Source organism: Microbacterium azadirachtae (assembly GCF_000956505.1).
In the GTDB taxonomy this organism is placed as follows: Bacteria; Actinomycetota; Actinomycetes; order Actinomycetales; family Microbacteriaceae; genus Microbacterium; species Microbacterium azadirachtae_A.
In genome coordinates this window covers 273,543-287,653 of record NZ_JYIX01000040.1, presented here as the reverse complement: position 1 = coordinate 287,653, position 14,111 = coordinate 273,543, and the positions used below count along the sequence as shown (strand labels likewise).

General features: G+C 70.0%; 12 protein-coding genes. 6 read left to right on the top strand and 6 right to left on the bottom strand.

Going from position 1 to position 14,111, the window contains the following annotated elements:
• Positions 1–2: 2 nt before the first annotated feature.
• The 5 genes from RS86_RS19330 to RS86_RS19310 are packed head-to-tail and all read right to left on the bottom strand — an operon-like array spanning position 3 to position 5,085.
• The gene (locus RS86_RS19330; protein WP_045273999.1) at positions 3–887 is read right to left on the bottom strand and encodes a carbohydrate ABC transporter permease; all 885 of its coding nucleotides are present in this window, start codon (positions 885–887) and stop codon (positions 3–5) included.
• Between the two features lie 20 nt (positions 888–907).
• Positions 908–1,930 carry a carbohydrate ABC transporter permease gene (locus RS86_RS19325; RefSeq protein ID WP_052680395.1) on the bottom strand — a complete coding sequence of 341 codons (1,023 nt, stop codon included), beginning with the start codon at positions 1,928–1,930 and terminating at the stop codon, positions 908–910.
• Positions 1,930–3,348: an N-acetylglucosamine/diacetylchitobiose ABC transporter substrate-binding protein gene (gene ngcE, locus RS86_RS19320; protein ID WP_045273886.1), complete on the bottom strand. Its 1,419-nt coding sequence runs from the start codon at positions 3,346–3,348 to the stop codon at positions 1,930–1,932. Before ngcE ends, RS86_RS19325 begins: the two co-directional genes overlap by 1 nt.
• Positions 3,349–3,403: 55 nt before the next feature.
• The gene (locus RS86_RS19315) at positions 3,404–4,156 is read right to left on the bottom strand and encodes a sugar isomerase domain-containing protein (protein WP_045273885.1); all 753 of its coding nucleotides are present in this window, start codon (positions 4,154–4,156) and stop codon (positions 3,404–3,406) included.
• Positions 4,153–5,085: a MurR/RpiR family transcriptional regulator gene (locus tag RS86_RS19310; RefSeq protein WP_045273997.1), complete on the bottom strand. Its 933-nt coding sequence runs from the start codon at positions 5,083–5,085 to the stop codon at positions 4,153–4,155. The genes RS86_RS19315 and RS86_RS19310 overlap by 4 nt, the downstream gene beginning before the upstream one ends.
• A 120-nt stretch (positions 5,086–5,205) precedes the next feature.
• On the opposite strand from RS86_RS19310, the gene RS86_RS19305 reads away from it, so the two are divergent.
• The 3 genes from RS86_RS19305 to RS86_RS19295 are packed head-to-tail and all read left to right on the top strand — an operon-like array spanning position 5,206 to position 8,875.
• A complete protein-coding gene (locus RS86_RS19305) occupies positions 5,206–6,261 on the top strand; it encodes an N-acetylglucosamine kinase (protein WP_152642238.1) in 1,056 nt (351 codons plus the stop codon).
• Positions 6,262–6,273: 12 nt separating this feature from the next.
• Positions 6,274–7,941 (top strand): arginine--tRNA ligase, encoded by a 1,668-nt coding sequence (argS, locus tag RS86_RS19300; protein WP_045273884.1) that lies wholly within the window; start codon positions 6,274–6,276, stop codon positions 7,939–7,941.
• Position 7,942: 1 nt separating this feature from the next.
• Positions 7,943–8,875 carry a DUF2993 domain-containing protein gene (locus RS86_RS19295; protein WP_052680392.1) on the top strand — a complete coding sequence of 311 codons (933 nt, stop codon included), beginning with the start codon at positions 7,943–7,945 and terminating at the stop codon, positions 8,873–8,875.
• Positions 8,876–8,879: 4 nt separating this feature from the next.
• On the opposite strand, the gene RS86_RS19290 is transcribed toward RS86_RS19295, so the two are convergent.
• A complete protein-coding gene (locus RS86_RS19290; protein WP_045273883.1) occupies positions 8,880–9,920 on the bottom strand; it encodes a YhjD/YihY/BrkB family envelope integrity protein in 1,041 nt (346 codons plus the stop codon).
• Between the two features lie 408 nt (positions 9,921–10,328).
• Here RS86_RS19290 and lysA point away from each other — a divergent pair, with 408 nt between their 5' ends.
• Genes lysA through thrB form a run of 3 tightly spaced genes read left to right on the top strand, consistent with a single transcriptional unit; the run spans position 10,329 to position 14,081 of the window.
• Positions 10,329–11,807 carry a diaminopimelate decarboxylase gene (gene lysA, locus RS86_RS19285; RefSeq protein ID WP_045273882.1) on the top strand — a complete coding sequence of 493 codons (1,479 nt, stop codon included), beginning with the start codon at positions 10,329–10,331 and terminating at the stop codon, positions 11,805–11,807.
• Positions 11,804–13,123: a homoserine dehydrogenase gene (locus tag RS86_RS19280; RefSeq protein WP_045273881.1), complete on the top strand. Its 1,320-nt coding sequence runs from the start codon at positions 11,804–11,806 to the stop codon at positions 13,121–13,123. Before lysA ends, RS86_RS19280 begins: the two co-directional genes overlap by 4 nt.
• 22 nt (positions 13,124–13,145) lie before the next feature.
• Positions 13,146–14,081, top strand: a complete 936-nt coding sequence (gene thrB / locus RS86_RS19275; RefSeq protein ID WP_045273994.1) for a homoserine kinase — start codon at positions 13,146–13,148, stop codon at positions 14,079–14,081.
• Positions 14,082–14,111 lie beyond the last annotated feature (30 nt).

Here is a 14,111-nt window from a genome sequence, read left to right as displayed (position 1 = left end):
ACCTACTTCGAGGTGCCCTGCGAGACGGATCCCTGCAGCTGACGCTGGAAGAGGACGTAGACGATCAGCACCGGGATGATCGTGATCATCACGGCGGCGAACATCTGGCCGAAGTCGAGCGCGTAGCCTGCCGACGACGCGTAGGACGCCATGCCCTGCGAGAGCACGTAGTTGTCCTTGTTCGTGTTGAGGGAGATCGGGAGGATGAACTGGTTCCAGAGGCCGAGGAAGTTCATGATCGCGACGGCCGCCATGCCGGGCCTGGCCATCGGGAGCATCACCTGGAAGAACGTGCGCCATTCGCTGGCGCCGTCGACGTAGGCGGCCTCCTGGATCTCATAGGGCAGCGACTTGAAGAACGAGAACAGGAAGAACACCGTGAACGGCAGCGCGAACGCGACGTACGTGATGATCAGACCCGGCAGCGTGTTCAGCAACTGCATGCTCTGAAGGATGAAGAACAGCGGGACGATCGCGAGGAACGGCGGGAACGTCAGACCCGCGAGCATGAGGTAGTAGACGACCCTGCCGCCGGGGATCTGGAACCGTGCCAGCACGTAGGCGCACATGGCCCCGAGCACCATCACCAGGATCAGCGCGCAGCCGACGACGATGATCGTGTTCACGAACATGCCGCCGAAGTTGTTGTCGACCCAGGCGCTGACGTAGTTGTTGAAGTTCCAATCGGCAGGCAGGCCGAACGGCGACTTGAAGATCTCCGTGGTCGTCTTGAACGAGCCGAGCAGGGTCCACAGCATCGGCAGGATGACGACGATCGCCCAGAGAGCGAGGACCACGTGGGAGATCCCGCCGACCACCTTGTCGCTGCCGGTCGACTTCGTGGTGCGCGTTGTGGGGCCGGAGCCCTTGCGCCGGTCGATCGTGATCGCGGCGCGCGTGTCGGTACTCACGAGCGACCTCCTTCATCCTTGCCGCCGATCAGGCGGAACACGCCGATCACGAGCGCGGCGAACAGCAGTGTGATGATCGCGAGCACGACTCCCATCGCGGTCGCCAGGCCGAACTGGCCTTTCTCGAATGCCGTGCGGAACAGGTACTGGCTCATGACCAGCGTGCTGTTCGAGGGGCCGCCCGTCGAGTTCAGGCCTGCCATGTACACGAAGGCGTCCAGCGCCATGATCCCCAGGTAGACGTAGGCGGTCTGCACGTTGTCGCGGATCTGGGGCAGCACGATCGAGGTGACGGTGCGGAAGCGACCGGCGCCATCGATGCGGGCGGCCTCGAGGGTCTCGCCCGGGATGCCCTTGATCGCCGCGATGAAGAGGATCATGTAGAAGCCGACCATGCTCCAGACGATCACGAAGATGGTGGCGCCCATGGCCGTGCTCTGCTCCCCGAGCCAGGCCCATTGCTTGTTGTCGATGCCGAGCACGCCGAGGGCGCCGTTCAGCAGACCCGTGGGCGAGTAGATCATCGACCACAGGATCGCGATGACGATCGCGGGGATGACGTAGGGGAAGAACGACACGACGCGGTAGAAGCTGGATCCCTTGAGTCCGCGGACGTTGCCGTGGCTCGGGCCGCCGACCGTGATCATGCTCGCGAAGATCAGGGCGATCACGATCGTGATGAGCGGGACCACGATGGCGAGCAGGATGTTGTTCCCCATCGCCTGCAGGAACGTCGAATCCTGGAAGAGCTTGACGAAGTTCTGCAGGCCGACGAACTGCATGTTCGGGGAGAAGCCCGTCCAGTTCGTCATCGAGTAGTACACCGCCTGGATGAACGGCGAGATCACGAAGACCAGGAAGATCACCAGCGGCAGCCCGAGGAAGACCAGCAGGAAGGACACGTAATCGAAGGTCAGGCGACGCTGCCCGAGGCGGGGCGCCTTGCGGCGCCCCGCACGAGCAGCAGTCACGGCGGCAGTGTCCAGCGCACTGTCGAGACCCGGACTGCTGAGTGACATTACTTGATCTCGATCTTCGTGACAGAGGAGTCGTTCTTCACCTTGTCGACCAGCGCCTGCAGCTGCTTGGTGATCTCGTCGACCGTCATGCCACCCGCGAGGAAGGTGTTCCAGATGGGCAGCTGGTCGGAGTTCATGCCGTACAGGTTGGTCGACTTGATCGTGAAGACGTTGTCGCCCGCCGCGTCCAGCATCTTCGACTGCGACTGCAGAGCGGTCGAGCCGAAGCCGTCAGCAGGAACGGTGCCCTTGACGATCGTCGGAGCCAGCTTGTTCTTCGCGAACCAGGTCGCCGACTCCTTCGACAGCATGGTGCGCAGGAGCTCCTTGCCGCCGGCCGGGTTCTTGGCCTTGGTCGGGACGATGAACGGCTCGCCGGCCTCGGCGCGCATGAAGCCCGCCGGGGTGGTCTGCTTGCCGTCCAGGGGGAGCTCCGGGATGCCCATCATCTTGAAGTCGGGCGCCGTCTGCTTCTTCATCTCGTTCTCGATCCACGAGCCAGAGGGGTAGAGCAGAGCGGCCTGGTCGAGGCTCCACTGCGACTGCGCCTGCGTGAACTGCGTTCCTGCGCCGCCCGGCTTCATGTAGCCGGCCTGGATCAGGTCGTACAGGATCTTCAGGATGCTCTGCAGCGTCGGGTGCGACCACGCCTTCGGGTCGAGGTTCTCCAGCGGGAGGCGGACGTCGTCGCCCGACTGGATGACCGCGGAGTCGATGACGAGCGTCTGGTAGTACGTCGCCGCCTCCTTGCCCCAGAGGAACAGGAACTTGCCCTTCGCCTTGGCCGCCTCGCCGAGGGCTGGCAGGTCCTCCCAGCTCTTCGGGACGGTGAAACCGTTCGCCTCGAAGAGGGACGAGGAGTACCACAGGCCGTACACGGTCATGACGTAGTTCAGGGCCTTGAACTTGCCGTCGAAGGTACCCGGATCCTTGACGCCGCCGTAGAGCGTGTCGCTGATCTTGGTGCCCTCGAGGTTGTTCGAGTCCAGGACCTCGTCGAGCGTCTCGAGCTGGTCGAGGATCGTGTTCCAACCGATCGAGTTCGCGCCCGAGTTGTCGATGAGGTCCGGCGGGTTGCCGCCGACGAACCGCGGCTGCAGCTCCTGCGCGATCTTGGTGGAGGACGAGACCTTGACGGTCACGCCGTCCAGCTTCTTGTTCGCCGCCAGGATCTTGCCGGAGTTCTCGACGTAGTCCACGCCGTAGCCGCCGTCGAAGATCACGGCGTCGACCTTGGAGTTCGCAGCCACGCCGAACGGGTTGTCGGCCGACTTCGTGCCGCCGGCGGCACCGCCGCCCGAGCCGCCGCCCGGGGCAGCGCAGGACGCCAGGCTGACGCCGAGGGGCACCATGACCGCCGCGAGCGCCGCACCGCGCAGCAGCGAGCGGCGGCTGATGGAAGCGTCTTTGGTTTCCATGTGATTCTTGCCTTCCTTAGTGAGGGGTGAGGGAGAGGATGAGTCTGTGGGGCGCTCAGGCGCCGCGGCGGAGCCGATCGAGATAGCGGGCTTCGAGAGCCGCATTGTGCTCGTCGCCGCCGGGGATGTTCGCGGAGATGTACATCGGCGGCACCTCGCCGGCCTCGGCGAGAGTGCGGGCCACGCCGAGCGTGAGGAGCTGGGCGATGAACGCGGCGGTGATCGAGGAGATCGCGCCCGCGGAGATGGTCTCGGTGACCTGCAGGGTGGAGTCGCCGTAGGGGGCGAGGTTGTCGATCACGACGTCGGCGATCTCGCTGAGACGCTTGCCGCTCGGGTGCTTGGGCTCGACGCGGGCGGTGTGCTCGAGGCTGGTCACCGCGATGACCTTGTGGCCGTGCTCCTTCGCCCACAGGGCCACGCCGACGATGGATCCGTTCACGCCCGAGTTCGAGGCGATCACGAAGACGTCGTTCTCGGTCACGGGGGAGACGGCCATGAGCTCGTCGACCACCCAGGGCTCGCGCTCGAGGGATCCGGTCAGCACGTCGGCCGGGCGCTCGCCGTGCAGCACGATGTCGCGCAGCGCGATGCGGTTGGTCGGGATGAGCCCGCCGGCGCGTCCTGCGATCTCCATCGCGAACGCCTCGGAGTGACCCGTGCCGAACGCCTGGATGACTCCGCCGTCGCGCAACGCGGTGACGAGCAGGTCGATCGCGGCGTCCAGCGCGCCGTTCTGCGCGTCGGCGGTGAGACGCTCGAGGCGCGTCTCGGCTTCGCGGAGCAGATCCTGGGGGGAGGCGCTCATCGGGTGGACTCCTTCGTTCGTTGGGGGCGGGGTGCTTCGACGGGGGACGATGAGCGGCGGTGCGCCGAGACGGCCATCGCGCTCGCGGCGAGGCGGGTCGCCGCCTGGCCGAGCGTGCGCTGCGCCACGAGGACGTAGAGCAGGTCGATGACGAGCAGCTGCGCGTGCTTGATGGAGAGGTCGTCGGGGCGCTGCGCGGGGTTGCCGGAGGCGGTGATCAGCGCGACGTCGGCGCTCGAGGCCAGCCAGGAGTCGGCGTCGGTCGTGATCGCGACGGTCAGCGCCCCCGCCGCGCGGGCGTGCGAGAGCATCTCGATGGTCTCCTCGGTGCGGCCCGTGTTCGAGATGCCCACGGCGACCGAGGAGCCGTCCTGCAGCACCGCGCTGGTCAGGCCGTCGTGCACGTCGGACCAGGAGTGCGCGTTCACGCCGATCCGGTAGAGGCGCCCGCGGAACTCGTCGGCGATGACGCCGCTGCCGCCCACGCCGTAGATGTCGACGTGCCTGGCCTCGGAGATCGCGCGCGCCACGAGCTGGACGTTGTCGAGGTCCAGCAGGCGTGTCGTGATCTCCATGCTCCGGGTGTGCAGGCCGAGCAGAGTGAGCAGCACCCGGTCGGCCGGGTCGTCCTGCCCGATGTCGTCGGCGATGTCGGTGCGCCAGGTGGTGCCGGCGTCGCCTCGCCCGGACTCGGCGGCGACGCCGACTCGGAACTGCGTGTAGCCGTCGAAGCCGATCGCGCGGCAGAAGCGGGTGACGGTGGCGGCGGAGGTGCCGGCCTGGTCGGCGAGCTCGGTGATGGTCAGCTCGACGGGGGCGGTGGGGTGCGCCGTGATCACCGCGGCGATCTTCGCCATGGCCTTCGGCATCGCCGGACGCCGCAGCGAGATCCGCTGCGTGATCGACAACTCGTTGCCGACGTCCTGCATGAGTGGCACCATTGCCTCCGGTGAAAATGCGTCGTGGATCGACGTGGTTCGGGTGAAAAACATTCTCATCTGGTCCAGGATGAAAAATCAAGTAGGACAGATAACAAATTGGGGTTCAACATGCTCGTGATCGGTGTGGACGCCGGCGGGACCTCCACCAGGGCGGTGCTCGCGACGGGCGAGGGGCACGTGATCGGCTTCGGTCGAGGTGGCAGCGGAAACCCGACCTCATCGGGGATTCCCGCGGCACTCGCCGAGGTGCGCGGCGCGATCGCCTCCGCACTCGATGCGGGAGGGGCGAGCCTCTCGGACGTGTCCCGGATGGTCGTGGCGATGGCGGGTCACGATTCGCGCGGCGGCGCGTCGGAGTGGATCCTCGATCCGCTGAAGGAAAACGGGTTCGCCGGCGCGCTGACCTTCGAATCGGATCTGCTGGCCATGTACGCGAGCGGCGCCGTGGCTCCCGTCGGCTACGGCGTGGTGTGCGGAACAGGCGCGAGCGCCGTGCGCGTGGAGGGCGGGCGCATCGTCGCCACGGCAGACGGGCTGGGCTGGCTGCTCGGCGACCGCGGGAGCGGATTCTGGATCGGCCGCGGCGCGGCGGCGGCCGCGATCGCGGAGCTGGACGGTCTCGGCCCGGAGAGCATGCTCACCGCGCGCGTGCTGCAGGCCGCCGGCATCGCGGGCGAAGGCGCCCACGCCTCAGGAAACGATGGGCGCCCCGCCGCTCTGGAGCATCTGATCCGCGTGCTGTACGCGCAGCGGCCGGTGCAGCTGTCCGGGTTCGCGCCCCTCGTGTTCGATGCCGCAGAGGAGCATGATCCGGTCGCGCAGGGGATCCTGCACGAGGCGGGCGAGCAGCTGGTGCGCACGCTCGGACTCGTCCAGGCGGGTCCAGGACCCGTGGTGATCGGCGGGAGCATCGTGCTGCGACCCGGCGCGCCGCAGCAGATGCTGCGCGCGCACGTCGCGGAGGCCTTCGGCGACGTGCCGTTCGTGCTCGTGGACAGCGGCGCGGCCGGCGCGACGATGCTCGCACTGCGGCACGCAGGCGTCGACGTCGACGAGGGCACGCTCGCGCGGGTGCGCGCGGGCATCGGCGAGGCGATGCGCGCCGGGGCGACGGCGGGGATCCCCGGCCCTCTCACGACGGTTCCGAAGGGCGACACGCCCTAGAATCGATAGCCTATGAACCCCGAAGCCCTCGCCACTGCGATCCTGACCGTCCTCGCCCCGATCGCGGACGAGCGACGACCCGGCGAGCCCCTTGCGCTCACCGCGGGCGACATCGTGCTGGAGCGTCCGCGCAACCGCGAGCACGGCGACTGGGCGACCAACGTCGCGATGCGCCTGGCGAAGCAGTTCGGTGCGAACCCGCGCGAACTCGCGCAGCAGATCGCCGACGGGCTCGGCGCCGTGGACGGCATCGCCGAGGCCTCGGTCGCGGGGCCGGGCTTCCTCAACGTGCGCCTCGAGGCGGGCGCTGCCGGCGCCCTCGCGAAGGTGATCGTCGACGCCGCCGAGGCGTACGGGCGCAACGACTCGCAGACCGGCCGCTCGATCAACATCGAGTTCGTCTCGGCGAACCCGACCGGGCCGCTGCACATCGGGCACACCCGCTGGGCCGCGCTCGGCGACGCGATCGCGCGCCTGCTCGACGCGAGCGGTGCGACCGTGGCGCGCGAGTTCTACATCAACGACGCGGGCGCGCAGATGGAGCGGTTCGCGGGATCCATCGTCGCCGCCGCTCAGGGCGAGCCGACCCCCGAGGGCGGATACGCGGGCAGCTACATCGCGGACATCGCGCAGCGCGTACTCGCCGATCGCCCCGACTTCCTCTCGCTGGAGCAGAGCGAGCAGCTCCTCGTCGCGCGCGAGCTCGGCTACCAGTACCAGCTGGCCGAGCAGAAGGACTCGCTGGCGAAGTTCAACGTCGTGTTCGACGTCTGGTTCTCGGAGCGGGTGCTGCACGCGAAGGGCGACGACGGCGCGCCGAGCCTCGTCGACCAGGCCGTGGACCGGCTGCGCGTACAGGGGCACGTGTTCGATCAGGACGACGCCGTATGGGTGCGCACGACCGACTTCGGCGACGACAAGGACCGCGTGATCCGCCGCTCGAACGGCGAGTACACGTACTTCGCCGCCGACGCCGCCTACTACCTGAACAAGGGCGACCGCGGCTTCGAGCACAAGATCTACCTGCTCGGCGCGGACCACCACGGCTACGTGCACCGGCTGAAGGCGCTCGCGGGCGCCGCCGGCGACGACCCGGAGAAGGACGTCGAGGTGCTCATCGGGCAGCTCGTCTCGGTGGGTGGTGCCCGGCTCAGCAAGCGCGCCGGCAACATCATCGAGATGGACGACCTGCGCGAATGGCTCGGCACCGACGCGCTGCGGTACTCGCTCGAGCGCTCGCCGGCCGATTCCCCGCTGTCGCTGGATCCCGAGCTGCTGCAGAAGCGCACGAACGACAACCCGGTGTTCTACGTGCAGTACGCGCACGCGCGCACGCACAACGTCGCGCGCAACGCGGCCGACTCCGGTGTGGACCGCTCGGCGTTCGCGCCCGAGCTGCTCACGCACGAGACCGAGTCCGCGCTCCTGGGCGCCCTCCAGGAGTTCCCCCGCATCGTGGCCTTCGCCGCCGAGGTGCGCGAGCCGCACCGCGTCGCGCGCTACCTGGAGGAGCTCGCGGGCCTGTACCACCGCTGGTACGACAACTGCCGCGTGATCCCGCAGGGGGACGACCCGATCGAGGATGTGCACCGCACGCGCCTGTGGCTGAACGACGCCACCGGCCAGGTGCTGCGCAACGGCCTCGATCTGCTCGGGGTGTCCGCGCCGGAGCGGATGTGACGTGAGCGGCGCGGAAGAGGGCGCGCACCCGACCGAGCCGTATCCGCGGGATCTCGGTCCCGAGCATCCGACCGTGCCGCTGCCTCCGGCACCGGGGTCGCCGGCTCCGGGCGCCGCGCCCGGTGCGGGGCTTCCGCCTCGGCCCCCGCTGCCGTCCGCGCCCGTCGCCGTGCCGCCGCCCCGCCGGCGCGCGCGGTGGCCCTGGGTGCTCGGAATCGTGGTCGTGGTCCTCGCGGCGCTCGTCGTGGGAGGCGAGTTCGTGGCGCGGGCCGTCGTCGCACAGCAGATCCGCTCGCAGGTGATCACGGCGCTGAAGCTCCCCGCAGATCAGCAGATGGACGTGAACGTCGGCGGGATCGTGCTGCCGCAGCTCGTGGCCGGCCGGCTGGACGATGTGCGCCTCTCCTCGAAGAGCGTCGCGATCGGCCCGATCACGAGCGCTGTGGCCGTCGATGCGAAGGGCGTGCCGATCCGCGGCGGTGAGCTGGGGAGCGCCAGCGGCACGTTCCGGATCACGGGCGATCAGCTCGAGAAGGCCATCAAGGCCGCCGCCGGATCCACCCCGATCGACTCGGTGACGCTGGACGGCAAGGACGTCAAGGCGACCGGATCCGTGAAGCTGTTCGGCGCGACCGTGCCGCTCGCCCTCGCGCTCACCCCTGGTGCGGAGGGCGGCGAGCTCACCTTCACGCCGACCTCGGCGACCATCGGCGCCATGACGCTGGACGCCTCCGACACGTCCTCGCCGTTCGCGAAGGCGCTCAAGCCGCTGTTCGCCACGCAGAAGCTCTGCATCGCCGACCGGCTTCCGGCGGGGGTGCACCTGAGCGGGCTGCGCGTGGACGGCGAGGCCCTCGTGGCGACGTTCTCCGCGGACAGCGCGATCACCACGGATCCGAAACTTCTCGAGAACGGGACCTGCGAGGGGCAGTAGCCCGTCAGGAACCACGGCGCTCGGTGGCGACCTGGTCCCGCGCCGCGTCGCGCTCGGCCGTGGTCGCGACGAGCAGCCGTTCGGCGCGCTGGAGGCGCCGTTCGGCGAACGTGCGCGGCCTGCCGGTGTCGCGATCCTCGCCGTCCTCGACCCCGGTGATGATCCAGGCGCTTGTCAGCAGAACGACCTGCGCGGACAGGTTGAGCCAGAGCAGCAGCGCGATGAGCGCCGCGAAGGAGGCGAGCAGCGGGTTCGACGAGGCGCCGCCGACGAACAGGGTGGACAGCTGCTGCAGCACCAGCAGTCCGAGGCCGCCGAGCGCGGATCCCGCCCAGAGGGTGCGCGCGCCGGTGCGCACGCCCGAGAGCACCGAGAACAGCCCCGCGATGAGGGCGGTGTCGAGCGCGAACACGATCAGGAGCGACAGGATCCGCTCGGTCCAGGCGGTCGCGGGGGAGTGGCGGAGGCCCAGCAGATCGGCGATCTGGTCGAGCCCCACGGAGCCGACCACGGTGGCGGCCGCGCTGAGCGCGAAGCCGATCCCGATCCCGGCGGCCAGAGCGAGGTTGCGACCGATCACCCAGTACCACTGCACGTCGTCGGCGAGGGCGCCGGCGAGGGTGCGCAGGGCGATGCGCAGGGATCCGATCGCGCCGAGCGCGGCGCCCACGAGTCCGGCGAGTGAGACGACCCCCGCGATCGACAGCCCGGCCGGGGCGGTGATCTTCTCGGGGTCGATGAGGCCGCCGGATCCGACGAGCCCCGGCACGGCGGCGTCGACCGCACTGACGAGCGCGGTGAGCGCTCCGGGGTTGCCGGCCAGCCACAGCCCCGCCGCGGAGAAGCCCAGCAGCACGGCGGCGAACAGGCTGAACAGCGCGCGGTAGGTGATCCCGTCGGCAAGCGCAGGGCCGTGCTTCTCGGAGTACAGCAGCCAGGCGCGCGCGAGACGCCACCGCAGCACGCGCGCCAGCACGGCGTCGATCGTGCGCGGCAGCCACGGCTTCTGCGCGCGTGCGCCCTCGGATGCGGTGCGGGTGCCCATGCTCCGAGCGTACCCAGCCCCGGTTCCGCCCCCTCTACTTCCGAGTCGTCCCCGTCAGCGGAGCCCATAGGGTGCGCTGACGGGGACGACCCGGAGGCGGGGGAGTCGGATCCGGGGACGTTGTGCGGGGCATCGCCGAGGGCATGGCCTGTCGCGGGGCGGACCGTCTGCTGCCGGGCACACGGCTTGTTGCCGAGCGCACGGGGTGTTGGCGTGAGGATCCCGTGCATTCGGCAGGATCCCGTGCCCTCGGCGAGCGCCGGCGTCGTCGACGAGAGGCCGGGCCACGGCCGTCCCGCGGCGTCACACCCGTCGGGGCGGACCGGTGTCGTGCCTTAGAATTCTCAGAACTCGGCACGCTCTGGGCCGGGCTCGAACACCCGAGACACCCACGACGATTGGTGCCCTGTGCTTCCCGCATCGCCCGACGACGCGCTCGCCCCGGAATGGCTGAAGGAACCGGCCGATCCGAACGATCTCGCCCCGGGGGTGTGGCCCGCGTCTGCGCGGCGCGACGCCGACGGAGAGCTCGAGCTCGGCGGCGTCGGCGTCGCCGAGCTGCGGGCCCGTTTCGGCACCCCCCTCTACGTGCTCGATGAGGCCGAGGTACGAGCCCACGCGGCACGGATCAAGGCCGCCTTCGACACCGCGGCGGCCGCCCACGGCGTCAAGGCGCGCGTCTACTACGCGGGCAAGGCGTTCCTCAGCACCGAGGTCGCACGCTGGGTGACCCAGGAGGGCCTGCGCGTCGACGTCTGCAGCCGCGGAGAGCTCGAGATCGCCCTCGCCGCCGGCGTCAAGCCGTCCCGGATCGGCTTCCACGGCAACAACAAGAGCGTCTCCGAGCTGGAGCGGGCCGTCGAGGTCGGCGTCGGCACGATCATCCTCGACTCGGCGATCGAGATCGAGCGCCTCGGCGCGATCGCCGAGCGCCGCAGCGCCGCGAGCAACGGCACGGGATCCGACGGATACGTCCAGCGCGTGCTGCTCCGGGTGAACAGCGGCGTGCACGCGGAGACCCACGACTTCCTCGCCACCGCGCACGAGGACCAGAAGTTCGGCACCTCGCTCGAGGCGGCGCCCGCGCTCGTCGAGCGGATCCGCGAGATCCCGAGCCTGAAGCTGCGCGGCCTGCACTGCCACATCGGATCCCAGATCTTCGGATCCGCCGGCTTCGCCGAGTCCGCCTCGCGCGTCGTCGATCTGCACGCGGAGCTGCGCGAGGGCGGGGAGCTGCCCCTGCTCAACCTCGGCGGCGGCTTCGGCATCGCGTACACCGCGGCCGACGACCCGACCCCGATCGAGGAGCTCGCCACGGCGATCGTCGAGGCCGTCGCGCGCGAGTGCGAGGTGCGCGGGATCCCCATCCCCACGCTGGCGTTCGAGCCGGGCCGCGCGGTCGTCGGACAGGCCGGCGTCACCCTGTACGAGGTCGGCACCACCAAGGAGGTGTCGCTCGGCGAGCGCGGAGAGCGCCTCTACGTGAGCGTCGACGGGGGCATGAGCGACAACGCGCGGCCCGCGCTGTACGGCGCCCAGTACTCCGCACGCATCGCCTCCCGCGAGGGCACGGGCGCACCGGTGCTCGCGCGCGTCGTGGGCTCGCACTGCGAATCGGGGGACGTCGTCGTCGATCACGAGTACCTCCCCTCCGACGTCACCCCGGGCGACCTGCTCGCGGTGCCGGCGACCGGCGCGTACTGTCACGCGCTGTCCAGCAACTACAACCACACCCCGCGCTCCGCGGTCGTCGCCGTGCGCGACGGTCAGGCGCGGGTGATCGTGCGGGGGGAGACCCTCGACGACCTCCTCTCCCGCGACGCCGGCATCGCCGCCCGCCGGACGAAGGAAGCCACCGGCGTTCGCGCCGGAGAAGGAGAAGCATGACGGAAATCGACGGCCTCCGCCGCACCCTCCGCGTCGCCCTGCTCGGGGCGGGATCCGTGGGATCCCAAGTCGCGCGCCTGCTCCTCGAGCACCAGAGCGACCTCGCCGAGCGCAGCGGCGCCCGGCTCGAGCTCGCGGGGATCCTGGTCCGCGACATCGATGCGCCGCGCGACGCCGAGCTGCCGCGCGAGCTGCTCACGACCGACGCGGAGGCGCTGATCCAGAGCGCGGACATCGTGATCGAGCTCATGGGCGGGATCGAGCCGGCCCGCGGCTACGTGCTGCAGGCGCTGCGCAGCGGGGCCGACGTCGTCACCGGCAACAAGGCGCTGCTCGCCACGCACGGTGCGGAGATCTTCGAGGCCGCGGATCAGGTCGGCGCCTCCGTGTCGTACGAGGCTGCCGTCGCCGCGGCGATCCCGATCATCCGCCCGCTGCGCGACTCCCTCGCCGGCGATCGGATCAAGCGGATCTTCGGCATCGTCAACGGCAGCACGAACTACATCCTCGACTCCATGGACCGTCAGGGCCTGAGCGCCCAGGAGGCGCAGCGGATCGCCACCGAGCTCGGCTACCTCGAGGCGGATCCGTCGCTCGATCTCGAGGGATACGACGCGGCGCAGAAGGCCGCGATCCTGGCCAGCCTGGCGTTCCACACGCAGGTCTCGCTCGACGACGTGCACCGCCAGGGCATCGAGTCCGTCACGGCCGACATGATCGCCGACGCCCGCAGGGCGGGCTACGTGATCAAGCTGCTCGCGGTGTGCGAGCGCCTGTCCGAGGACGGCGGAGACGCCGTCTCCGTGCGCGTGTATCCGGCGCTGATCGACCGCGAGCACCCGATGGCGAGCGTGCACGGCGGCAACAACGCCGTGTTCGTGGAGGCCGAGGCCGCAGGCCCGCTCATGTTCTACGGGGCAGGTGCAGGCGGCGTGCAGACCGCGTCGGCTGTGCTCGGCGACGTCGTCTCCGCCGCGCGCCGGCACATCGCCGGGGGCGTGGGCGTGGGGGAGTCCGCCAGGCAGAGCCTTCCGATGGCGCCGTTCGGCCACATCACCACGCGCTACCAGATCACGATCGAGGTCGCGGACGTCACCGGCGTGCTCGCGACCGTGGCCGGGATCCTCAGCGATCACGGCGTCTCCATCGCGACCGCGCTGCAGACGATCGAACGGGGCGAGGAGAGCAGCACCGCCCGCATCGTGATCGGCACCCACCGCGCCACCGAGCAGGCGCTCAGCGACACCGTCGCCCGCCTCGCCGACAGCGACGCCGTCACCCGCGTGCTGTCGGTGCTGCGCGTCGAGGGGGAGTGACGTGAGCGCCACCATCGGGCCGATGCCGGGGCGCACCGTCGAGGTGCGCGTCCCCGCCACGAGCGCCAACCTCGGTCCAGGGTTCGACACCCTGGGCCTCGCGCTCAGCATGTACGACGAGCTCGAGGTCACGGCTCTCGAGCCCGGCCTGCTCGAGGTCGAGGTCTCCGGATCCGGCGCGGACGAGATCGCCCGTGACGGATCCAATCTCGTCATCCGCTCGATCGCGCACGTCTTCGCCGACGTGGATGTCGCGATGCCGGGGATCCGGCTCGTGGCGCGCAACGGCGTTCCGCACGGGCGAGGTCTCGGCTCCTCCGGCGCCGCGGTCGCCGCCGGCGTGCTGGCCGCGCAGGGTCTTCTGGCGGGGATCGTCGAACTCGACGACGCCGCACTGCTGCGCCTCGCGACGGAGCTCGAGGGACACCCCGACAACGTCGCACCCGCACTGTTCGGTGGTCTGACGATCGCCTGGACGGCCGCGCGTGGTCCGCAGCACAAGAAGCTGCTCGTGCACCGCGGCGTCTCGCCGCTCGTGCTCGTCCCCGGCTACACGATGTCGACCAAGGCAGCGCGGAGCCTGCAGCCGGAGCAGGTGCCGAGCGAGGACGCGGTGTTCAACGTCTCCCGCTCCGCACTGCTCATCGCCGCGCTCACCCAGAGCCCCGACGTGCTGCTGGACGCCACCGATGACCGGCTGCACCAGGACTACCGCGCGCCCGCGATGCCGGAGACGAACCGCCTCGTGCGCGCCCTGCGCGCCGAGGGATTCGCGGCGGTCGTCTCCGGCGCCGGACCCAGTGTGCTGGTGCTGTGCGACGGGCCGGGCAGCCGCCTCGACGCGGTGCGGATCGCCGACGCCGTCACGGACACTCCGTGGATCCCGCAGATGGTCGCCGTCGATGTGCGAGGTGGTACAGTGAGGGATCGAGCGGAGGGTTCTTCGTCACAATCGTGATCCCGACCCGCGACGCACTTCCCGCGTCAG

Excerpts from the sequence above, each read along its gene's own strand:
- RS86_RS19310 (WP_045273997.1), bottom strand. The coding sequence starts at position 5,085 with ATGCAGGACGTCGGCAACGAGTTGTCGATCACGCAGCGGATCTCGCTG.
- RS86_RS19290 (WP_045273883.1), bottom strand. The coding sequence starts at position 9,920 with ATGGGCACCCGCACCGCATCCGAGGGCGCACGCGCGCAGAAGCCGTGG.
- ngcE (WP_045273886.1), bottom strand. The coding sequence starts at position 3,348 with ATGGAAACCAAAGACGCTTCCATCAGCCGCCGCTCGCTGCTGCGCGGT.
- RS86_RS19305 (WP_152642238.1), top strand. The coding sequence starts at position 5,206 with ATGCTCGTGATCGGTGTGGACGCCGGCGGGACCTCCACCAGGGCGGTG.
- argS (WP_045273884.1), top strand. The coding sequence starts at position 6,274 with ATGAACCCCGAAGCCCTCGCCACTGCGATCCTGACCGTCCTCGCCCCG.
- RS86_RS19280 (WP_045273881.1), top strand. The coding sequence starts at position 11,804 with ATGACGGAAATCGACGGCCTCCGCCGCACCCTCCGCGTCGCCCTGCTC.
- thrB (WP_045273994.1), top strand. The coding sequence starts at position 13,146 with ATGCCGGGGCGCACCGTCGAGGTGCGCGTCCCCGCCACGAGCGCCAAC.
- RS86_RS19325 (WP_052680395.1), bottom strand. The coding sequence starts at position 1,930 with ATGTCACTCAGCAGTCCGGGTCTCGACAGTGCGCTGGACACTGCCGCC.
- RS86_RS19315 (WP_045273885.1), bottom strand. The coding sequence starts at position 4,156 with ATGAGCGCCTCCCCCCAGGATCTGCTCCGCGAAGCCGAGACGCGCCTC.